The sequence below is a fragment of the Microbacterium sp. NPDC087592 genome (genome assembly GCF_044743585.1).
Taxonomy (GTDB): domain Bacteria; phylum Actinomycetota; class Actinomycetes; order Actinomycetales; family Microbacteriaceae; genus Microbacterium.
The window spans coordinates 743,315-763,777 of record NZ_JBIUWT010000001.1; the positions used below are offsets into that span (position 1 = coordinate 743,315).

19 protein-coding genes and 1 pseudogene are annotated in these 20,463 nt (G+C 65.2%); 5 read left to right on the forward strand and 15 right to left on the reverse strand.

The features are described 5' to 3' along the window. Window positions 1-88 precede the first annotated feature (88 nt). From ACIOTO_RS03630 to ACIOTO_RS03640, 3 genes are all read right to left on the reverse strand, one after another. Window positions 89-223, reverse strand: coding sequence for a methionine/alanine import family NSS transporter small subunit (locus ACIOTO_RS03630; RefSeq protein WP_400856530.1), 135 nt, complete (start codon window positions 221-223; stop codon window positions 89-91). Further along, complete coding sequence (locus ACIOTO_RS03635) at window positions 220-1,842, reverse strand: sodium-dependent transporter (RefSeq protein WP_400856531.1); 1,623 nt, start codon at window positions 1,840-1,842, stop codon at window positions 220-222. Before ACIOTO_RS03635 ends, ACIOTO_RS03630 begins: the two co-directional genes overlap by 4 nt. A 64-nt stretch (window positions 1,843-1,906) precedes the next feature. After that, entirely contained in the window at window positions 1,907-2,251 is a 345-nt protein-coding gene (locus tag ACIOTO_RS03640) for a winged helix-turn-helix transcriptional regulator (RefSeq protein ID WP_400856532.1), read from the reverse strand. Between the two features lie 111 nt (window positions 2,252-2,362). Between ACIOTO_RS03640 and ACIOTO_RS03645 the strand changes: the two are divergent. The 3 genes and pseudogenes from ACIOTO_RS03645 to ACIOTO_RS03655 form a co-directional block, all read left to right on the forward strand. Beyond that, window positions 2,363-3,034 (forward strand): annotated as a pseudogene (locus tag ACIOTO_RS03645) (NADPH-dependent F420 reductase); the annotation flags it as partial. Window positions 3,035-3,059: 25 nt separating this feature from the next. Next, the gene (locus tag ACIOTO_RS03650) at window positions 3,060-4,118 is read left to right on the forward strand and encodes an LLM class flavin-dependent oxidoreductase (RefSeq protein WP_400856533.1); all 1,059 of its coding nucleotides are present in this window, start codon (window positions 3,060-3,062) and stop codon (window positions 4,116-4,118) included. 108 nt (window positions 4,119-4,226) lie between these two features. Then, on the forward strand, window positions 4,227-4,742 hold the full coding sequence (locus tag ACIOTO_RS03655; RefSeq protein ID WP_400856534.1) for a hypothetical protein: 516 nt from the start codon (window positions 4,227-4,229) through the stop codon (window positions 4,740-4,742). Window positions 4,743-4,758: 16 nt separating this feature from the next. Here ACIOTO_RS03655 and ACIOTO_RS03660 read toward each other — a convergent pair whose 3' ends face one another. From ACIOTO_RS03660 to ACIOTO_RS03695, 8 genes are all read right to left on the reverse strand, one after another. Then, window positions 4,759-5,886, reverse strand: coding sequence for a dienelactone hydrolase family protein (locus ACIOTO_RS03660; RefSeq protein WP_400856535.1), 1,128 nt, complete (start codon window positions 5,884-5,886; stop codon window positions 4,759-4,761). A gap of 44 nt (window positions 5,887-5,930) precedes the next feature. After that, window positions 5,931-6,632, reverse strand: a complete 702-nt coding sequence (locus ACIOTO_RS03665) for an RraA family protein (RefSeq protein ID WP_400856536.1) — start codon at window positions 6,630-6,632, stop codon at window positions 5,931-5,933. 80 nt (window positions 6,633-6,712) lie between these two features. Then, window positions 6,713-8,098, reverse strand: coding sequence for a sialidase family protein (locus ACIOTO_RS03670; RefSeq protein ID WP_400856538.1), 1,386 nt, complete (start codon window positions 8,096-8,098; stop codon window positions 6,713-6,715). A gap of 49 nt (window positions 8,099-8,147) precedes the next feature. After that, entirely contained in the window at window positions 8,148-9,185 is a 1,038-nt protein-coding gene (locus tag ACIOTO_RS03675) for a sialidase family protein (RefSeq protein ID WP_400856540.1), read from the reverse strand. Continuing rightward, the gene (locus ACIOTO_RS03680; RefSeq protein ID WP_400856542.1) at window positions 9,185-11,971 is read right to left on the reverse strand and encodes an FG-GAP repeat domain-containing protein; all 2,787 of its coding nucleotides are present in this window, start codon (window positions 11,969-11,971) and stop codon (window positions 9,185-9,187) included. The genes ACIOTO_RS03675 and ACIOTO_RS03680 overlap by 1 nt, the downstream gene beginning before the upstream one ends. Before the next feature lie 84 nt (window positions 11,972-12,055). Beyond that, a complete protein-coding gene (locus tag ACIOTO_RS03685) occupies window positions 12,056-12,928 on the reverse strand; it encodes an SMP-30/gluconolactonase/LRE family protein (RefSeq protein WP_400856545.1) in 873 nt (290 codons plus the stop codon). Window positions 12,929-12,938: 10 nt separating this feature from the next. Continuing rightward, a complete protein-coding gene (locus ACIOTO_RS03690; protein ID WP_400856547.1) occupies window positions 12,939-13,877 on the reverse strand; it encodes a succinylglutamate desuccinylase/aspartoacylase family protein in 939 nt (312 codons plus the stop codon). Beyond that, on the reverse strand, window positions 13,874-14,821 hold the full coding sequence (locus ACIOTO_RS03695; protein WP_400858071.1) for a dihydrodipicolinate synthase family protein: 948 nt from the start codon (window positions 14,819-14,821) through the stop codon (window positions 13,874-13,876). Before ACIOTO_RS03695 ends, ACIOTO_RS03690 begins: the two co-directional genes overlap by 4 nt. Window positions 14,822-14,950: 129 nt before the next feature. Here ACIOTO_RS03695 and ACIOTO_RS03700 point away from each other — a divergent pair, with 129 nt between their 5' ends. Together ACIOTO_RS03700 and ACIOTO_RS03705 are read left to right on the forward strand one after the other, a co-directional pair. Beyond that, window positions 14,951-16,039 (forward strand): pyridoxal-phosphate dependent enzyme, encoded by a 1,089-nt coding sequence (locus ACIOTO_RS03700; protein ID WP_400856549.1) that lies wholly within the window; start codon window positions 14,951-14,953, stop codon window positions 16,037-16,039. After that, window positions 16,036-16,800, forward strand: coding sequence for an SDR family NAD(P)-dependent oxidoreductase (locus ACIOTO_RS03705; protein ID WP_400856551.1), 765 nt, complete (start codon window positions 16,036-16,038; stop codon window positions 16,798-16,800). The genes ACIOTO_RS03700 and ACIOTO_RS03705 overlap by 4 nt, the downstream gene beginning before the upstream one ends. Before the next feature lie 7 nt (window positions 16,801-16,807). Here the strand turns inward: ACIOTO_RS03705 and ACIOTO_RS03710 are convergent, their stop codons facing one another. From ACIOTO_RS03710 to ACIOTO_RS03725, 4 genes are read right to left on the reverse strand one after another with little or no spacing between them, the layout of a single operon-like run. Beyond that, window positions 16,808-17,575 carry an IclR family transcriptional regulator gene (locus ACIOTO_RS03710; RefSeq protein ID WP_400856553.1) on the reverse strand — a complete coding sequence of 256 codons (768 nt, stop codon included), beginning with the start codon at window positions 17,573-17,575 and terminating at the stop codon, window positions 16,808-16,810. Next, window positions 17,568-17,981 (reverse strand): RidA family protein, encoded by a 414-nt coding sequence (locus ACIOTO_RS03715; protein WP_400856555.1) that lies wholly within the window; start codon window positions 17,979-17,981, stop codon window positions 17,568-17,570. The genes ACIOTO_RS03710 and ACIOTO_RS03715 overlap by 8 nt, the downstream gene beginning before the upstream one ends. Continuing rightward, complete coding sequence (locus ACIOTO_RS03720; protein ID WP_400856556.1) at window positions 17,974-19,476, reverse strand: M81 family metallopeptidase; 1,503 nt, start codon at window positions 19,474-19,476, stop codon at window positions 17,974-17,976. The genes ACIOTO_RS03715 and ACIOTO_RS03720 overlap by 8 nt, the downstream gene beginning before the upstream one ends. Beyond that, window positions 19,473-20,411, reverse strand: coding sequence for an ABC transporter ATP-binding protein (locus ACIOTO_RS03725; RefSeq protein WP_400856558.1), 939 nt, complete (start codon window positions 20,409-20,411; stop codon window positions 19,473-19,475). Before ACIOTO_RS03725 ends, ACIOTO_RS03720 begins: the two co-directional genes overlap by 4 nt. Window positions 20,412-20,463: the final 52 nt, after the last annotated feature.

A 20,463-nucleotide genomic window follows, 5' to 3' on the forward strand; every position in this document is an offset into this window, starting at 1 on the left:
CCTCCTTTCCCCACCATCGTCGCCGCGCCCGGGCCGCCGGCACCCGACTTCTCAGGTCGGATGCGATCGGCTCGCCGTCAGCGCGCGGTCACAGCTCGACGGGCGGTGCCGGCTCGTTCTCCGCGGCCTCGGGGTGCCGGGCGAGGTTCACGATCGCGGCGATCAGGCCACCCCAGACCGTGACCATGGCGATGATCATCATGACGATCGCTGTCGTGGTCATGCGCGTGCCCCCTTCTCCGACGCGCTTGCGATCGGGATGGCCGATGTCTCCGCATCGGGTTCGTATTCCTCTTCGGAGAGGAACTCGTCGTACTCGGGATCGTCTTTGGCGTGCGAACGTCCGCTCCACGGCAGTGCCGAGAGCAGCAGCGCGAGCACCACGAGGGCGACGACCATGCCCCAACCGAAGATCGCGAGGAACCAGGCGGGGTAGCCGCTGTACGGCTCGGAGATCTTCGAGATGAGCTCGCTGACGAACAGGTAGCCGAGGACGACCGGTGCGAGGACGCCGACGAGCAGCTTCCACAGCAGCCCCACCCGGAAGCTGGAGCGCCGGTTGAGGTGCTCGACCAGGACCGGGAGCTTGTGGAGCAGCCAGGCCACGATGATCACGGCGACCAGCGTGACCGCCATGATGCCGAAGGCATTGACGAAGGCATCCGCGGTGTCGAGCACCGAGAGCGCCGTGGTCGTCGAGAACAACGCCATCGAGACGATCGCGAGCGGGATCGAGACCGTGAGCGTCGTGCGCACACGCGCCCAGCCCAGCTTGTCCTGCAGCGCGGCGACGATCACTTCGAGGATCGAGATCAGCGAGGTGATCCCGGCGAACACGAGCGCCCCGAAGAACAGGACGCCGATGATCGAGCCACCGGTCGCCTGCGAGACGATCGTCGGGAAGGCCACGAACGCGAGGCCGATGCCCGAGGTCGCCACACCGGCGACCTCGGTGCCCTGCGCCTGCGCCATGAATCCGAGGGCGGCGAACACGCCGATCCCGGCGAGGATCTCGAAGCCGGAGTTCGCGAACGCCACGACCAGCCCCGAGCCCGTGAGGTCGGTCTTGCGCTTGAGATAAGAGGAGTAGGTCACCATGATGCCGAAGGCGACCGAGAGCGAGAAGAAGATGTGGCCGTAGGCGGATGCCCAGACGCCCGGGTCGGCCAGCGCCTCCCAGTTCGGGGTGAAGAACGCGTTCAGGCCGTCCATCGCCCCCGGCAGGAACAGCGACTGCACCACGAGGATCGCGAACATGATCGTGAGCAGCGGCATCAGGATCATGTTCGCCGTGCCGATGCCGCGCTTCACGCCCAGCGCCATGATGACGATCACGATCAGCCACACGACGGTGAGCGGGATGCCGACCTGCGGGACGAACTCGGTGGACACCCCGACCTTCGCGACATCCGCCGATTGCAGGAAGTCACCGGAGAAGAAGGAATCCTCGTTCCCGGGACCCCACGTGAGCTGGGCCGAGAACCACGTGTACATGGCCGCCCACGCGATGATCACCGCGTAGTAGACCGCGATCACGACGCAGATCAGCACCTGCCACCAGCCGAGGGGCTCGGCCGCCCGGTGCATGCGGCGGAACGCCAGCGGCGCTGAACCGCGGAACCGGTGCCCGATTGCGTAGTCGAAGAACAGCAGCGGGATGCCCGCCGTCAGCAGCGCACAGAGGTACGGGATCAGGAACGCGCCGCCGCCGCCCTCGTAGGCGACATAGGGGAAGCGCCAGATGTTCCCGAGACCGACCGCCGATCCGATCGCCGAGAGGATGAACACGTTCCGCGATCCGAAAGCCTCGCGTCTAGGGGTCTGCGTCGTTGCGGTGGCCATGCGGGCGAGACTACCGGAGGGCCACGACGAACGCAGCACACCTCGTCGGCGTCGCGGAATGGTGCTATCGCGCGACCGTCTCGCGTGCGTCGTGGGCGCGACTCCAGTTCACCAGCGGGTGCAGCAGCGAGATCAGGCGATGCCCCGATTGGGTGAGCGCGTAGCTGATGGTCACGGGAGTGGTCGGCTGCACGTCGCGGACGACGAGCCCCTCGCGCTCGAGCTCCTTGAGCCTCGCGGAGAGCAGTCGGTCGGAGATGCCATCGATGAGGGAGTGATACTCCGAGAAGCGTCGGGCGCCACGCGCCCCGGCGAGCAGGATCGCCGCGTTCCACTTGCGCCCCGCGAGCTCCGCCGACGCCTGGAATCGACGGCATTCCTCCTCGTCGATGTGCACGATCTCTTCCACAGTCCGACTCCTAACTATTAGTAAGCAGCTTACCGTGCGCTCGTAAGACGGGGGCGACTCTTCGAAGCTGAATCCAGACGCACGAGCGTCGGCGGATCGGAAGGCGGAGGACGCACGGTGAACAGGATCGGCATACTCGGGGCAGGACGAGTGGGGACAGCGATCGCACGCTCCGCGATCGCGGCGGGGTATGACGTCGCGATCGCGGCCTCCGGCCCCGCATCCGACATCGAGCTCCTCGTCGAAGTGGTGGCGCCCGGCGCGCGGGCCGTGTCGGCGGAAGACGCCGCCGCCCACGGCGAGATCGTCGTCGTGGCCGTGCCGCTGCACCGGTTCCGGTCCATCCCGTCGGCCCCGCTCGACGGCAAGGTCGTCATCGACACCATGAACCACTGGGAACCGACCGACAGCCGCCTCGACGACTTCGCTTCCGCCCCGTACGGGACCAGCGTGCTCGTGCAGGAGCATTTCGCGGGCGCGCGGGTCGTGAAGACCCTGAACCACATCGGATACCACTTCCTCGAGGTCGATGGCCGCCCCGGCGGACACCCGGATCGCCGAGCCCTCGGCATCGCCGGCGACGACGACACGGCGGTGCGCGCGGTCGCCGAGCTGATCGATCGCATCGGCTTCGACCCCGTCGCCACCGGTCTCCTGCGCACCGGTGCGGCGCTCCAGCCGGGCACCGCGATCTTCGGCGGGCATCACGACGCGGCCGACCTCGCCGCCGAGACCGCACGGCGCCTCCGTACCTCAACCCTCACCGGCGCCACCCGCGCCTGACCACCCACCTCAGACAGGAGTCCCCATGCAGATCGGCGCCTACAGTTTCGGCGACACCCCCCTGAACGACGACGGCAGCCCGCGTACGACCGCAGAGGCCATCCGCAACCTGCACGAGGCGATCGTGCACGCCGACCGGGTCGGCCTCGACTACTTCGCCGTCGGCGAGCACCACACCGTCAGCATGCCGGCGTCCTCCCCCGGCACGGTCATCGCGTCCGCGGCCGCCGCGACGAAGCGGATCGTCCTCGGCAGCGGTGCGAGCATCATCGGCACCGACGACCCGGTGCGCGTGTTCCAGCAGTTCGCGATCGCGGATGCCGTCTCCGGCGGCGGTCGGGTGGAGATCACCGCGGGGCGCGGGTCCTCGGTCGAGACCTTCCCGCTGTTCGGCTACGACCTGCGAGATTACGACGACCTCTACGCACAGAAGCTCGACCTGCTGATGACCATCAACGAGAGCACGAGCGAGGAGATCACCTGGTCCGGCACCGTGCGCCCGGCGCTCGACGCCCTGGCCGTGGTGCCGCGGCCGGTGCGCGGCCGACTGCCCCTGTGGCTCGCGACGGGCGGCAACGCAGCCTCCTCCGTGCGCGCCGGACGCCTGGGCCTGCCGATCGCGTACGGGATCATCGGCGGCGAACCCCACCGGTTCGCTCCGCTCGCCGATCTCTACCGCCGCTCGGCCGCGCAGGCCGGCCGCTCCGGAGATGACATCAAGGTGTCGGTCGGTACTCTCGGCCTGATCGCCCCCACCAAACAGGAGGCGATGGAACGGTTCTACCCCGGCTGGCACAACCTGAACGTCGAGATGGGGCGACTGCGCGGCTGGGCACCACCCGAGCGGAGAGCCTTCGAGGCCCAGGCACAGCCGGGTGGTGCGTACTACGTCGGCGATCCGGACGAGATCGCACAGCGCATCGTGCACCTGCAGCAGCACATGGGACACATGCGACACTTCCTCCAGATGGACATCGGCGGCCTCCCCCAGGAGCACTTCCTCGAATCGCTCACTCTGCTCGCCACCGAGGTCGCGCCCCGCGTCGAGCGACTGCTCGCAGGAAAGACCGCCGACATCGCCTGAGCCCTGGCTCCCCCTCCCGAGCCCCGTTCACATGCGGCACTCAGTATTTGTGAACCGCGGTCACATATCGTCGACACGTCGGGGGATCTCTGGGGAGAGCGATTAGGCATGAACGTGAACGACCTGCTCATCGGCGTACGCGGCGAGCTTCCGGCGCTCCCCGACGAGGAGAATCCGTTCCTGAGCACGGATGCTCTCGTCGGCGCACAGATCACCCGCATCCTCGTCGATGTGCTCGGCGGAGCGGTGGGAGTCCTGCTCGAGCTACGGCAGTCGTCTCGCCTCCGCGGCACCACCGCCCTGTTGCGGGTGACCGGCGTGGTGCAGCAGAACTGGCTCAGCACGCGAACCGCGAACGAGTTCACCGCCTGGTCGATCACCGGAGCCGCCGTGCACCGGGGAGAGAAGGAGTTCCAGCTCGTGGTCGACTGCCTCCCGGTCGGGACGCTGCGCGTGGTGGGCTCCGCGGCCGACTTCACCCTCCTCAAAGCCAGCGCGCTCGACATCGCACCGCCCGACTACCGGTCCGATCCGCGCGCGCTGGTCCGCGTCGGCATCGCGAACGAGTCGACGGAGGTCGAACCCATCGGCGTCGCCCGCTCGGCGGGCAGCTGCTGCTGCTGAGACGGAGATCGATGCGTCACGCGATCGTCGGCGTCGGCACGACGAGGCTCGTAGAAACACGGACGCCACTGGCATCCTCTACCTCGAGATATGCGGCGGTCCATCCGGCGGGTAGCCGGGCGGAGACGACTTCGCCGTCGAGGTTCGTGGCGAGGCTTTCCCAGGCCTTGATCTCCCAGGCGTCTGTGCTGGTCGCATAGCGAAGGGTTCCACTTCGGAGGGGCAGCTCGAAGCGCACTCCCGAGGCGAGCCGACCGTCGACAATCGTTGGCGGTGAAAGCGCCGGTAGCGCCGGGCCTTCCTGCGCACCTTCGGCAAAGAAGGCCGCGACTTCAAGGGGTGACCATCCGTCTTCGTGGCTGTGGCCGAGTGAAGGGGAGACGCGACGGGTCACCGGCGCGGAAACCAAGCGGGCGCTTCGGTCGAAGAGATCGAGTCGATAGTGCGGGTCATTGACGCCGGTGATCCACAACGTCGGAGCGGCGATCTGCGGCAGGTAGTGCTTCTGATCAAACATCCGCGACCAGAGGGCGGCGTCCTCATGGGGGAGCTCCGAAAGGTACGCGGACGTGTAGGAGTTCTCGGAGTGGAAACCCGCTCCGTACACGAAGGCGGCGCGGCGCACCCGCGCATCGATCGAGGTGACGAGTTGCCCCACGTGTGAGCCCCATGAGATTCCGGTCAGGTAGAGCTGTGATGCGTCGACATCGGGGAGGGCGCCCAACACCGACAGCGCGTGCCGAGCAGCGGAGACGGCGTGGACCATCCAGGTGTGCTCCACGCCGTCTCGGATGCTCCCGAACTTGCCCTCCGCGCCCTGCGCGGGCCCTGCTGTGTCGGCGGGGCCCAGTGACTGTGCGTCACCGCTCAAGTCGATGGCGAGTGCGACGTAGCCGCGCTGCGCCCACATGGTCGCCCACTCCGGAAACGCTCGTCCTCCTCCACCGTGGATGAGAACGACCCCGGGAAGTTGCCTGGCGTCTCTTCTTGGCGGTTGCGCGAGGTAGCCAAATACCGACGTCGCCGACCGCGATTCCGACTCGACCTTGAAGCGTAGGGCCGACATCGTCGGTCGCCGCCACAGGTAGTCCACCACGACATCGCGGCGAGGCGGGCGGGTCAACGAAACGAGGGAAACAGGCATCTCAGGCACTCGGTCACGGAGTCCGCACCTCACGGTGCCACGACTCAGAGAACGCCGAACTCCTGGAAGGCTGTGGCCACGCCCATTCCATCCTTCAGCGCTGCGCGCATCTGCGACTCGCGAGTCAGCTTCTTCGCTGCGAGATCCAACACCTGTTCGAGGTGCTCAGCCGGGACGACGACGAGCCCGTCGGAGTCGCACAGGACGAAGTCTCCGGGGCGGACCGTAACGCCCCCGATCGAGACCGGGCCGCCCGTCTCGACGACCTCGTCGCGGCCGAAGCTGTCGAGAGGACTCGATCCTCGGAAGGCAGTCGGCACTCCGATACGGCGGACTTCATCGGCGTCACGAATGTAGCCATCGATCAGCGCACCGGCACCGCCGGCCTGAGCCACTGCGGTTGCCAGGAGGCCTCCGAACAACGAACTCGTGGACGATTCTGGAGCCGAGAGCACCAGAACTTCCGCAGGCGAGAGGCTGTCGATCGCTCCGAGCAGTTTCGCGTACGGCTCCCGCGGCGGGGTGCTCACCGGAACCGCTCGCGCCGTGGCGGCGAGCCCGATGATCCTCGTGTCAGGATCCACATGCTTGAACTGTTGCGTAGACGCTTGCCCAAACACACCCAGCTCGTCGAGGATGTCGCTGAGGACACCAGAGAACAACCCGGACCACTCGGTTCGATTAATAGACATTGCACTTCCCGTTCCTCTTGATGAAACGAGCTTACCACTAGATGGAACGCTCACCACTAGCCCCTCCTGTAAAAGTTCCCGTCAGGCAGCGAGCGAGACGGGCGGAGCAGGCACACTCCACCCGTCTCGTTCGGTTACGGGAATGTGATCGTGCGGGTCATCAGCCGCCACTCCGCTGGCATCACTGCGGGCGACGGATTCCCCGCTCGCGAGGCCATCTCGAAGTAACGCGGCAGCGAGTCGTAGACCAGCACGAAGGTCTTCGCGGCGGTCTTGAAGATCGTCGGGGTGCCGGTGGTGTAAGCGTCGTCGCCACCGGTCACGGTGAGCGGCGAACTCCAGGTCGTCCCCAGATCCTCGGACCACTGGACAGCAACGTCCTTGCGCGGATACGTCTGCCCGCCATACGCGACGACGAGCAGATTGTTGGCGCTGTCGTACGCCAGATTGCCATCGATCCCGCCATTGTCGGCGATGATCTTGTGCGTCCAGCTGGTGCCACCGTTAGAAGTGATCGAAACCATCATCGGTGGGATCTTCACGGTGTTCTTCGGCGCGTAGTATTTACCCTTTTCGAGTGCCTGCTGATAGACGCCCGGCGCGACGTAGCCACCATAGAAGCGCGAGCGTTGCGAATCCTGGCTCGACTGGGCGGCGTTGAAGACTTTGGTTGCGTCGAGCTTCCTCGTCGAATCATCGTCATCCGCGCTCGACCTGGTGATGCAGACGATCTTCGTCCCATCCGTGGGGATGCACCGCGGGCCGACGGAGTAATAAAGCGGGAGGTCGTAGGGCCCGTAACCTGCTGCCGTCAGCGCCGTCTGGTATGCCGCCTTGTTCGCGATTCCGCCGATGTATTGAAAAGACGTCGGTGTGGACAGACTTGCCCGAACCATCCACGTGTCGCCGATCTTGGCATTGGGAACGGTGGTGGGAGTGCCCGCCACAGTCCAGGTCTCGCTGCCCGTCGTGAGCCGGTACAACGACATGTAGATGTATCCACCGTCGATGAAGACGGAATACGGCTGCCAGTACCCATTCGAGTTTCCGGGGAGCGCGCTGATGGTGAACTCACTGGACCCCACCGATGAGCCGGTCGGAGAGGCGAACTTCAGGAAAGTGCCTGTCCACTTGGACTGAGCCGAATCGAAGGAGATGTTGTCGGTCGTGAGATCGACTGCCCACATCTCTCCGCTCGGCATTCCGACGGTGACATGGGTGGATCCGTCGACGTATGTCCCGGCCGTACGCGTGATGGGAGTGAAAGCTCCCCCCGAGTAACTGAACGACTGTTTCGTATCCATGCCGTGCGAGTCGACGATGAACGAATTCGCGGCGTAGGTCTGCCCGAGTGGAGTCCGTGTCGCCCAACCCAGCGTCGTCGATGCACTGACGGTCGGTGAACCGATCGCGGCTTCGGCCTTCGGCGCGTTCGCGAGCACGCCGCCCCCGACGGCCAGCCCAAAGACTGCTACCGCGGCCACTGTCAGGCGGCCGATCTTTGCCCTTGCAATAGTCATCTACAGCTCCTTTCGTTCACTTTCGATCGCCGGGAGATCCCGGACGCCTTTAGATCCGAATCGAGGCCCAGCGAACACCGCATGATCCGGCTTCCACCGACCAGTAGGTGAGGAGCGCGGACTCGTGGTCGCGTAGCAGGAGGAGGGGAAATCCGAACTGGAAGTCGAGCATCTCCTCGGCGAGCGACTCCCCCGTACGAGCCGGCCGCTGGATGCGGGGGTCGTACCCGAGGATCTCTTGCTCGACCTCCCAGGTGAGGCCGTTCAGCTGCGCGAGCGCCAGCACGACCCCTTGCTCCCCATAGCGTCGGTTGTACGCGAGCAGGAACCTGTCATCCGGGAGCTGAACCGCGCTCAATGTCTGCCCGAAGATCTCCATGCTGTGAGGCGTGCTCCACGTCTCACCTTCATCATCGGAGATCGCGAAATGGTTGCTCCGGTCCGAAGCATCGGCAAGGCTGACCGCCCAGGCCGTCGCGAGTATGCGCCCGTCGTTCAGCTGGGTGAGCTTTTGCTCCAGGAATCCGAGCTCACCATCTGGATCGACGAGCGCGGTCGCGTGGCGGGCCCACGTCAGGCCATCGTCATCCGAGATCGCCACGAGGACCCGTTCGCCCAGCCGCCCTTCCTCGATCGTCGCCGCCGGGGCGAGGAGGCGACCAGAGCGGAGGGCGAGCACACCGTGAGAAATCTCGAGAGCATGGGTGGGAAAGGGAACGGGCGCCGGTGGTGACCACGTCGATCCGTCGTCGACGGAGCGGCACAGGATCGCGTCATACCGACGGTCGTCGAAGACGACGTCTTCAGGCTGCTGCTGGCGAGCACCGTATGCGAACACCGTGCGGGTTCGTGACGATACGGATGCCTTCAGGAAGTTGGTCGTTCGCGGATTCGCAATCGCACCGAGAAGCGTCTCGCGCGGACTCCACGTGCGCCCGTCGCGTGAACGAGAGAGGCTGGTGCCGCCTGTCGCGAACTGCCCGCCCGCGTCGCTGAAGGCGGCGAGCAAGGTGCCGTCCTCAAGGGCGGCGGTTTGTGCGAACGCGGAGTCTGCACCGTCGATGGTTCCTCGCTCGATGATGAGCACTAGCTGGCCTTTCCCATAGCGACCGGGATGTCCTCGAGGTCGCGGATCCGCAGTTCAACCGCCGTCACTCTCGGCGTGGCGACGCTGTTGGTGGCACCGAATGCAAGGCGGTACTGGACGAATCCCTCGAGGGGAAGCTCTGTCTCCTCCTCGCTCTCCAGCCACCCATCCCCGGCTTCTCCGGCTCGCCATGGACGCGCCGTGAGTTCCGACTCCACCGCAGCTGTACGCACTTGCCACCGCACCCATGTCTTTGCAGGGATACTTCCTTCCACGACGATGCTCTGCAGCACCCCGCCGGAGCGGAACACACGCGACTCGAAGAACTCCTCCGGCCCGCGGTCATAGACATTGCCGAAGTCGAGATGGCTGAGTCCGTGCGCACCTCCGGTCGGCAGGCTGGTTCGATTCGATTCGCTGAACCCGTCGGGACCGTTGTGCCAGACGTATGAATCGCACTCGTGATTGCCGTAGTACCGATGGTTTGCGACGGCGAGATCGATGTAGCCGTCTTCGTTGAAATCAGCGGCCAGGATGCCGCACGCGGAGTGATGGAACAGGCGCGTCACTCGATGCGGGTGATACTCCCCGTTCTCGTCTCCCCAGTAGATGTAGCTGTCGATGTCGCGGGTCTGATGCGCCACATAGTTCGCGACGATGATGTCCAGGACTCCGTCGTTGTTGAGGTCGGCGACGCCGACGTCTGCGGCGAAGAAGGAAGGAAGCTGGGCTCGCCTGGAGTTCGAATACCCATCGGGCCCTCCCCAATAGATGTACGCGAACGAGTTGTGCGCGTTCGTGGGGTCATCCCCCTTGTACCCGCCGACGACGAGGTCCAGCCAACCGTCCTTGTTGAGATCGGCGACGCGGGTCGAGACGACCTTGCCGCATTCCAACAGGGATGATCGAGCGCCATCGAATCCGTCCGGCCCGCCCCAGAGGATGAGGAGTCCGCCACGCCCGAGGTCGGGAACGACGAGATCGAGCCAGCCGTCCTGGTTGAGGTCAGCGACACTCATGAACCTGGCATCCGCGTACGTGTTGCCCTCGACGACCAGATCGATACGCTCCGGTTCCGTGAGCCCCTCCGGTCCCCCTCGGAAAAGCTGAAGGTAGGACTGCTCCCAACTACTCGTGATGAGATCGAGATAGCCAGAACGAGAGAAGTCGGCGACGACCCCCGACATGTTGTGGGTCGTGGCGAGTTCGATTCGCTCCTCGAGCGGGAAGGCGTCGCTGCGCCGCACGTAAATGAATGAGCCCTTGTCCGTTTCGAGCCAGTTCTCGTTCGAGTTGGCCATGAAGATATCGGGCGCACCCCGGTCCCAGAAGTCGACGAACTTCAGCTCCGTCGCCGCCCATCCAGGAAACTCGAGGCGTCGATCGGGGTCGAATCCGTCGGCGCCTCCGAGATATACGAAAGTATTCACGTCGCCGCGCACCGTGTTGCTCAGGTGGTTGATGAACACGGGCTTGGGCAGACCGTCCGCGGGCCACCGGACCACCAGGACATCTTGCGCGCAGTGGGTCGGCAGCCGGTTGGGTATGCCCGTGAACCCCGCGTCGGAGCTGGGGAAGACGAGAGCCTCGGTCGTGTAATGATCCGGCCTTTGACCCTGGCAGACGATGACGTCCGAATACCCATTGCCATTCAGATCTGCGATCACGACGTCGTTGGCGTAGGCCGTCTCGAACGCGATCGGCGTGCCGAGCTCTGCCCCTTCGGCGCCACGCGGATAGAGGCGGGATACCTGTCCTTGCCCTTCGTCCTGATGCGTCACGAGCACCAGGTCAGATCTCCCCGCCCCCAGCACGGGCCCCGACGCGGCGCTGATCACGGGCCCGGTGGAGAGGGCCGCAGAGAGGTGAGCGTTGCGTGACGCGTCGAACCTGACGAAGTACGTGGTCGACTCGGGGCAGAGGAAGATGCTCGGCTGGCCCAGGAAGTCGATGACCTTGAGACGGACTTCCGTCTGAGGGGTCTGGACATACTTGGTGGCGCTATCGACAGTGCCGCCGCCGCCGCCCATCGCGGCCAGGTCGTAGAGTGCCTCCAATCGCCGCGTCCCGGTGCACTCCGCGGGGACGCGTGTACTGCGCTCCGCAGACAAGCCTTCGTCGCCGCCCCAGAAGACGATGACAGCACTGTCCGCGCAGCGGACGACGAGATCATCGAATCCATCCCCGTCCAGGTCCGCCGCAACGATCGACTCGATCTCGAGATCGATCGTCAGGTCGCGATAGCGGTGGGACGCGAACCCGTCAGCGCCCTGTTCGAACACCCGCAGACGCTCGCGTGACAGCAGGATGATCGCGGGACGCTCCCTCGAGGTGAACCGCCCGATGACCACGTCTTTACTCGAGGGAGCCCACAGCTGCTGCATCCGGCTCCGCGAGTAACCGTCCGGACCCGCGTAGTAGATCTGGGCGTGCAGCTCGTTCGTGACGCCATCGAACTGATTCGCGATGACGATGTCGTCCAGCCCGTTGCCGTTGAGGTCAGCGGTCGCGCCGGCGTAGGCCCCCAAGGAATCGAGTTCCACCCGATCAGCATCGACGAGGGGCGAGACATAGACGTAGGCCGGGAGAACCGGCCCGTCGTCGTGCGAATTCGCGAAGGGCAGGTCGACGTAGCCAGATCCGGAGATGCTCGAGTAGGAGATCCGTTGCAACACCCCTGCCTTCGACAGGTAGATGTTCTGGCCCCCATTGCCCAGAGTTCCGAGGCGGAAGTCTTCGAACGAGTAGTCGCCGATCTTGCTCACCGGCTGGTTGCGTCGTGTCATAACCTTGTTTCATTAGGTGGAATCACGTTTTCATTAACCGTAGAGCGGGTAAGGACGCATTGTCAACGCTCGATTGGATCTCGATCAGTCGAGGTCGGCGTGAAACAGTCGACCAGCGAGTGGGTCGAGAGCGGAGCCGCTGGGGATACCCTCTCGCGCGGTCGTGATGAGCAGCGCGCCGCCGTCGTCTCCGCCTCGGGCGACGCTCGTGACCTGAGCGGTACCCACCTCGATGGTTCCCTGTCGAGTCCCGCCCGAGTCGAAATGTTGAACGACGCCCGCCCCATACATCGCCACCCAAATCCCTCCGAACCCATCGCCGCAGATACCGTCCGGCATGCCTTCGTCTTCGTCGAACTCGGCAAACTGCTCGCTCCGGTGAATCGAGCCAGCCCGAAAGGTGTGCGCCCAGATCTTGCGTGTCCCTGAGTCGGCGTGCAGGAGCAGATCGCTGCTCGACCAGGCCATTCCGTTGCTCATCGAAAACGGACCTGCGATACGGGACACCCGGCCTCGGGCACCCACCGACCACAGCCATCCGTCTGCACGCCGCCTCGGCCCCACCGATCCGATCACGAGCGTGCCGTCCTCGTTCAGCGCCCCGTCGTTCAGGACCTCACCGGCCGATACCGGGACGCTCCCGCGCTTTCGCGCGCCCGTGAGCTGTGGACCGAGCTCGACGATGTCGGCCCCGTCGGCGACCAACAGCCCCGATTCCTGAAGCGGTTGCACATAGGAGACCCGGCGCCCCAGGGCAAACACTTGCTTCGCCGATTCCTGGTGAGTTGGCGAGGGTGATGCGAGGTTCCAGATATCGCCGACTTCGACGTCGACCCACCACCAGCCCTCCTCCGACCAGCGTGGACTCTCCCCGAGGGTGCAGCGGGGAGCTGCCGACAGCACTCGTGCGCGTTTCGGCGACGTGGGACCACTCATTCTTCGCGCCTTCGACTTCACTCACTGATGGTTACGGACCGACACCTTGCAACGGGGCAAGCATGGCGATGAAATCGCCGCGAACGACAGGTGCGTCTCTGCGCAAGGCCATCACGAGCGAGGCGAACGGGGCAGCCATGGATTCTCGCAGCCGACCATCCGCATCCCGCACCTCGGCGAGCGTCGTGCCAGCGGCGACTTCTTGCCCGACATCGACGAACAACACAGCCAAGCCGGCTTCGCTGCACGAAATGGATGCGTCGAGATTGCCATCGCCGCCGCGCACGATGCGTGGGAAGGCATCCTCTACGACTGAGCCCTCGATCATACCGAGCGCGACGGCGACCCGACGCACACCCTCGACCAAGTGCTCCAGTTCCGCACGCCGGACCGTGCCCCCGCCCGAACACTCCACGTAGAGGGCGGCGATGCCGCGGTCAGCTGCTGCGCTGATACTCCGGCCCGGGCCGATCGCGTCGTGCTCCCAGACGATCGGAACGCCGAAGGCTGCGGCGATCGGAGCGCACCGCAAGGCGTCGGCGGCGTCATATCCGATCATCAGCGGCATCTTCAGCGCGCGCCCGGCGGAATGCAGGTCGATGAGCACATCCGACCCATCGATCGCCGATTCGGTCAGCGCTCGCGCGATGCGTTCGGTGGTCGTGCCATCCGGATCACCGGGAAAGCACCGCGCAAGGTTCTTGTCATCGTCGGGGGTGTGACGCGTCTGGCCTACTGCTGCGAGCGGATTCGCGCGTGGGATGACTCGCAGCTCTCCCGTCTCGATCTGCGGTCCAACCCCCGCTGCGATGAGCGCTGCGGCAAGTTGCCCTTCGAACTCGTCGCCGTGGATTCCGCCGAGGACCGTCAGCGTCGGCCCCGGCGCATCACCCCGAGAGACGTGCATCATGATTCCCGGCGAGCCCCCGACGGGGATAACGACGTCGGAGCCGTTGTTCGGTGAGCTCATGCGGCGCCTACGAGATGTGCTGCATCGATGTTCGCGAGAGTTCGACGCGCGTGGTCATCCATTCCGGGCTGCTCGCGCATGGGATAGCTCAGGGTCGACCCTGCGATCAGGTCGATGCGGGTGAGTGCAGCCTTCAGTGCCCCGATGGCCCGGGATGTCCGACCTGCTCCTTCGTCGGGGGTCTCGTAAAGGGCAACGTATGCGCTCAAGACAGAATCGAGACGACGAGCGGTCTCGAGGTCAGAGGCAGCCAGTGCCGCCACGAGCGCCGCGTGGACCGGCGCCACGATGTTCGACAGGCCCGGCACGAAGGTCGTGAATCCCGCCGCATAGGCCGTGACGAGGTCGGTCTCGCTGCCCGACATACGCACGAAGCCATCGACTTCTCTGGTGGCCTCGGCGAAGGCCGCATGACTCTCCAACGACCCTGAACTGTCTTTGACCCCCGCGATGACTCCGTCATGGGCGAGCCGCGCCAGGGTTTCCGATGTGATGGATGAGGGAGCACGACTCGGCACTTGGTACGCGATGAGCGGGGAAGTGATCGCCCGTGAGATCGCCCGGAAGTGCTCTTCGAGTTCAGATGCGGAAAGGTCGAACGCGAAGGTCGGCGCGGAGAGAATCGCATCAGCGCCGAGGTCAGTGAACGTGACAGCCATGCGCTCGGCCTGCCGCGTATGGAGCGCGGGGACCGTGGCTACCAGGATGAGATCGGGTTCAGCCGAGCGCGCAACGCGCACGACGTGCTGCTGCTCCTCGAAGGTCAAGTGCCCACCTTCACCCGTCGATCCGAGAACGAGGATCCCGTCTGCGCCGGATCCAGCGATTGACTGCACGAGACGAGTGAGACTGTCCGCGTCGATGCTGTGATCGGTGTCGAGCGGCGTCACAATCGGAGTGACGACGCCGCCGTGAACGGAGAGGTTACGGACTGAATCGGGCATTCGTTGAGATCCTCTGCATAGGTCGAGACCGGACGAGATGATGCTATATTGAAATCGCAGTTTCACGCAATGGAATTATCGCGGATGATGATTCCCGAACCTCTGTCCGAAGGGACCTGAAGGGTGATGATGGCGGGTATCTGGCGGTGGGCAACCCACCTCCCTCAGCTCGAGGATGTGAACCGAGTCTCTCTGGGAGAAGGGGACACTCCCCTCATTGACGTGTCAGCAAGCTTCAGCGACAGGTTCAACGGTGCTCGAGTCCTTCTGAAGTGTGAGCATCTCAACCCCAGCGGCTCATTCAAGGACCGTGTCGCGGCGGTCGCCGCTTCGCTCGTGCTCGAGCGCGGCCTCGCCGGGGCGATCGGAACCTCCTCGGGAAACGGCGGCGCCGCTCTCGCTGCCTACGCTGCGGCGGCCGGGTTCCCCGCCATCTTGCTGACCCTTCCGGATGCGCCTCACGGCAAGCTTCGGCAGATCACGGCAACGGGCGGGCGGGTCCAACCGTTCGAGGGACTCGGTCACGATGCCGCCGGCACTCTGGCCGTGGCTCAAACGATCACGTCGATCGCCGCGGAGCGCCGGTGGCTCGCCTTTCTCACCGGCGCACGATTCTCTCCGGAGATCATGCGGGGGGCGGAGACGATCGCGTTCGAGCTGGCCGAGCAATCGGCAGAAGCGACCGCCGTATACGCGCCGGTCGGAGGCGGTGGTCTGGTTGCCTCGCTCTCCCGGGGTTACGGTCGCCTCGACAGCAGACGGCCGGCGCTCAGGGCCGTGCAGCCGGCCGGAAACCCGACGGTGAGAGCGTCGCTCGACGACGCCGGAAGCTCGTCCGTGGACAAGTCCTCGACCGCGTTGTCCGGGTTGCAGGTAGCTGTTCTCTTCGACGATGTCCGAACCGCGCTCGCTGAGCCCCGAGATGGGCTCGTGGAGATCGAGGACGACGACGCGCGGCAGGCGCAAGCCGATCTCGCCCGCGTCGGGATCCTCGTGGAACCTGCCGGTGCGTGCGCGCTCGCAGGTGCGCTGCGCGAGGCGGATCTGTACGACGACGGGGATACCGTCGTGCTCATCGCGACGGGAGCCGGTTGGAAAACCCCCGACGATTTCGATTCGAGTCACCACGTCGAGTCGCCGCCGCTCAGGTCCGTCGGCGAAGTGGGCGCGCTCTTGGACGCCGTTTCACCCCGCGGCACCGCGAGGAGGACGAGATGACGTCCACGGCGCCCCGCGTCGCGCTCATCACCGGCGCCTCCAGCGGTATCGGCGCCGCAGCGGCGCGCGCATTCAATGCGGCAGGGTACAGAGTCGCTCTCGCCCGAGAAGCCACCGATGACGCACGCGAACTCGCGGCCGCGGTCGTCGCGACCCTGCCTCGACCCGAGGTCGAGTGGTTGGACGTCGAAGCGGATCTCATGGACCCCGCGGGGGCCGTCCACTTGGCGAAGTCCGTGGCGGAGCGGTGGGGACGAATCGATGTCGTCGTGGCAAACGCAGCGCGGACCTTTCGTGGACCATTCTTCGAGACGGACTTGACCGAATGGGACGCGATCTCGCACGTGAACGTTCGGAGTACGTGGTTGCTGGCGAAGGAATCGAGAGCCCATCTCGTGAAGACGAGAGGCTCGTTCATCGCGGTCTCGTCCGTACTGGCCACCCTGGGGTCTGCCGATGCTCTGGCGTACACGACGTCGAAGGCCGCCATCGCCGGGATGATTCGCTCGCTCGCGAGGGAACTGGGCCCCTTCGAGGTCCGGGCGAACTGTGTTTCTCCCGGCGCGATCCAGACCGAACGCGAAGCAACCCTGCACGGTACAGGCACAGAACTCGACGAATCGATCACCGCTCACCAGGCGATCAAGCGCCGGGGACAAGCTTCCGACGTGGCGGCAGCGATACTCTTCCTCGCCGGCGATGACGCGACCTTCATCACCGGCCAGGATCTCGTGGTCGATGGCGGATGGCTGATGCGCTGAGAGCGAGCTAGCGGGGCTCGACTTGCTCTGCGATCTGGGTCGCCGCCGCCTGGAGAGCCTGCACGACCCCCGCCACTTTTCCCCGCGGCAATCGCTCGATGGGTGCACTGACGCTGATGCCGCAATGGAGACCACCGATGGGGATCACCACGGCAACGCAGCGCCCCCCATCCTGATTCTCTGCGTCGTCCTCACCGAATCCAGATGCACGTACCTTCTCGAGTTCCTTCAGGTAGCGGCCTTCGTCAGTGATCGTCCTCGCTGTGAAAGGCTCCATCCCCTTGGCGCGGAGGATCGCGACGACCCGATCTTCCGGCAGCTGAGCGCAGATAGCTTTCCCGAGTGCAGTGCTGTGAACGAAGCCGCGATCTCCGACGCGCGCTGCCAGCCGCATCATCTGAGGGGATTCGGCGACGAGTTCGTGGACGACGAATCCCCCGTCCAGCACACCGAGGTTCGTCGTCTCGCCGCAGTCGTCGCGGAGCGCCTCGATGATCGGCTCGGCCGCATCGAGGAGGCGCTCGCGCCCGCGCGGGTCGGTGGCACGAAATGCCAATCCGAGCCGGTAGGTCGATGTGACTGGATCTCGCTCGAGGTACTGACGCGCTTCGAGCGCCGCGAGATAGCGGAAGGCCGTGCTCTTGGGAATGGATGCGCCTTGCGCAGCGTCGCTGAGCGAGAGTCCGGACGGAGAGTCCGCGGCGAGATCGAGCAGGTCGCACACGCGATCGACCGCGCGAATCGAGTATGAACCGTCTACAGCGGGCTCAGCCATGCTCTTCCTCTCCCTGCTCGAGGCGGCTCTCCGGGGACTTGGACCGATAAGCCACAGCGTCGAGTTCGAATTTGAGGTTTGCGATCCCGCACACGATGCTCGTCCGCGCAGGATAGGGTACCGCGAATGTCCCACGATAGAGGGCGTTGTACTCGGCGCGGTCCGACTCGTCCGCCAGGTACGCGGTCACCTGGACGACGTCGTCCATGCTGAGTCCCGCCCAGGAGAGGATTTCCTGCAGCTTGGCGATGGACCGGCGGAACTCGCCCTCGAATGTGTCCTCGACATATACCCCCGACTCATCGACGGAGGCCTGGCCAGACACGAAGAGCAGGTCCCCTGCCCAGACTGCCGTCGAGAAGGGAAGTGCGGCTTCGCTTTGCGGAGTCGATAGTGCGTTACGCATCGGTACGCCTTTCAGTGTCGAATTCGGTGTGCTCGAATGGGTACATCGGTGAGGCGCGGCGACGGTACGGGAGACCCTCGATCGAGAGCCTCGTGATGCCGGGGGTGTCAACGACCACATGACCTCGAGTGTGCGACGCGAAGCCGGCGCGTGGGCCGTTCACGCCCTTGGCGACGATCCCGCGGAGTGCGGCGGGATCGATCCCGTGCGAGGTCAACTGCATCATGCTGACTGGCTGTACCAGCTTCGATGTGACGACGATGACGAGACCATCGAGGGTCTTGACCGCAACGCTCGTCCCCGTGTCGAAGTGCCGCAACCCGCCGTGAGCGACGACGGGCTCTTCATAGATGCCGTCCGTCGCGGAGATGAGTTCTCCGACGAGCTCGACAGGTTCACCAGCTTGCACGCTCGACCACCCGCCCACCGGCACACTCACGTGGGAGCCGATGTCAGCCGTGGCGAGGCGGAGAGCCGCCACCGGGTCTTGGATGGTGAAGACGAGGTCCCGTGAGCCGCGAGCGATCGCGGCCGCAAGCAGGTGCGTGGTGTCCCCCGGCCCGCCACCGCCGACATTGTCTCCGACGTCGAGGAGGAGTACCGGGTCACCCGGTCGCCGAGAGTCCGACTCATCCAGCGCCGTTTGGATTCCCATGCCCACGCCCTGAAGTTCTCGTCTCGCTCGCCAGACAGCTTCCGCCATCGATCTGGCCGCCCGCTGCGCCGCGCCGAGTCCCGACGGATGAGTGACAGACACAGACATCCCCATCTGCTTCACGTCCGCGTAAGGGAAGCCCTCCAGGATGCTCACATCCAAGGCTCCCTCCCGAGAGGCGATCGACTTCGCCTGCGCGAGCAGTCCGCGCATCGGCTCTTCACCCGTGTCCTGTTTCACGATGTTGACGACGAGCGGAATGCTCTCAATGTGCACGGCCGGCCTCGGCTTGCCGTCCAAGATCCTGAGTACCTCATTGCGGCAGGCAAGCCCGCGCTTCGCGGGATCGACGTGGGGGTTGGTCTGGTACGGCATCAGCACATCGACCAGCTCGGCGATACCTGGTGACAGATTGGCGTGCATGTCGACGACCAAGCCGATGGGCGCGCCGCCGGACAGCGCGTGGACAGCTTGGCAGATCCGCAGGTCCGCCTCTTCGACGTGTTCCGCAACAGCAGCGCCATGCAGGTTGAGGAGGATCGCGTCCCAATCGCCGCGCGACTCGAGCAGCGAGGTCATCTCCGACAGGAGGCTGTCGAAGGCGCGCGTCTGTATCCGCCCGCGAGGGTTCGTCCATGCCGCCAGGAGGGGGACGAGTTCGACGTCGGACCGTGCCAAAGGAGCGAGAAAGCCGGCATACGTCGACTGGGACTGGGAATGCACCTCGATGATCTCGTCGCCTCGTTGAATCCCGCCGTCGGCGTACAGCGACTCGGTCGCCAGGTCATTCGAGAAGGTATTGGTCTCGTGTCCCAGCCCGAGGACGGCGATCCGCTTCACCGGTCGACCGCCGGGAACCCGGGGGCGACAGCCGCGCTCTCGGCGACGCCAGCTTTCTCGGAGAGGGGGAAATAGCAGGCCACATCCGGTGCGCCCGCGACGATCGTCCTCAGCGGAGGCGCGTGACCGGAACAGGTGTCTTCTGCCCGCACGCACCGCGTACGAAAAACGCATCCTGAGGGAGGATTCATCGGGTCAGGCAGTTCGCCGATGGCCGTGGGCCTGTGCGGCCCCTCCCTGAGGTCGGGGTCGGTCACCGGTACGGAACCCAGCAGCATGTCGGTGTACGGATGCTGGGGACGCTCGAACACGTCGTCGACTGCCCCGATCTCGACGACCTTGCCGAGGTACATCACTGCGACGCGATGGGCGAGATGACGAACGACAGCGAGGTCATGGGAGATGAAGAGATAGGCGAGCGACAACTCGTCCTGGAGTCGCATGAGCAGGTTGATGACCTGCGCCTGCACAGACACGTCGAGCGCAGAGACAGGCTCATCGAGAATGAGCACTTCCGGTTCCAGCGCGAGCGCGCGTGCGAGTCCCACCCGTTGACGTTGGCCACCCGAGAATTCGTGCGGATAACGTGTCGAGAGGTCCGGCCTGAGGCCGACCAAACCGAGCAACTCCTGTGCGCGTGCGCGCCGGGAGCTGGCTGATCCGATTCCGTGGATGACGAGTGGTTCGCTGATGATCTCCTCGATGGTCATACGAGAGGGAAGGGACGCATAGGGATCCTGGAACATGTATTGCAGATCTTGTCGCGCTCGGCGCAGCTCTCGCCGATTCATCGCGGCCAGGTCGCGGCCGTTGAGGAGAATCTCACCGGAGGTCACGGGGAGGAACTGCATGATGCTCTTACCCACCGTGGATTTACCGCACCCGGATTCGCCGACCAGCGCGAGGGTCTCCCCCCGTGCGATCGTGAACGACACGTCCGTCACGGCGTGCACGGCTCGCCGAGGATGCCACGGGGCGGACCGCGCG

Excerpts from the sequence above, each read along its gene's own strand:
- ACIOTO_RS03630 (WP_400856530.1), bottom strand. The coding sequence starts at position 223 with ATGACCACGACAGCGATCGTCATGATGATCATCGCCATGGTCACGGTC.
- ACIOTO_RS03635 (WP_400856531.1), bottom strand. The coding sequence starts at position 1,842 with ATGGCCACCGCAACGACGCAGACCCCTAGACGCGAGGCTTTCGGATCG.
- ACIOTO_RS03650 (WP_400856533.1), top strand. The coding sequence starts at position 3,060 with ATGCAGATCGGCGCCTACAGTTTCGGCGACACCCCCCTGAACGACGAC.
- ACIOTO_RS03655 (WP_400856534.1), top strand. The coding sequence starts at position 4,227 with ATGAACGTGAACGACCTGCTCATCGGCGTACGCGGCGAGCTTCCGGCG.
- ACIOTO_RS03660 (WP_400856535.1), bottom strand. The coding sequence starts at position 5,886 with ATGCCTGTTTCCCTCGTTTCGTTGACCCGCCCGCCTCGCCGCGATGTC.
- ACIOTO_RS03670 (WP_400856538.1), bottom strand. The coding sequence starts at position 8,098 with ATGACTATTGCAAGGGCAAAGATCGGCCGCCTGACAGTGGCCGCGGTA.
- ACIOTO_RS03680 (WP_400856542.1), bottom strand. The coding sequence starts at position 11,971 with ATGACACGACGCAACCAGCCGGTGAGCAAGATCGGCGACTACTCGTTC.
- ACIOTO_RS03690 (WP_400856547.1), bottom strand. The coding sequence starts at position 13,877 with ATGAGCTCACCGAACAACGGCTCCGACGTCGTTATCCCCGTCGGGGGC.
- ACIOTO_RS03695 (WP_400858071.1), bottom strand. The coding sequence starts at position 14,821 with ATGCCCGATTCAGTCCGTAACCTCTCCGTTCACGGCGGCGTCGTCACT.
- ACIOTO_RS03700 (WP_400856549.1), top strand. The coding sequence starts at position 14,951 with ATGGCGGGTATCTGGCGGTGGGCAACCCACCTCCCTCAGCTCGAGGAT.
- ACIOTO_RS03705 (WP_400856551.1), top strand. The coding sequence starts at position 16,036 with ATGACGTCCACGGCGCCCCGCGTCGCGCTCATCACCGGCGCCTCCAGC.
- ACIOTO_RS03710 (WP_400856553.1), bottom strand. The coding sequence starts at position 17,575 with ATGGCTGAGCCCGCTGTAGACGGTTCATACTCGATTCGCGCGGTCGAT.
- ACIOTO_RS03715 (WP_400856555.1), bottom strand. The coding sequence starts at position 17,981 with ATGCGTAACGCACTATCGACTCCGCAAAGCGAAGCCGCACTTCCCTTC.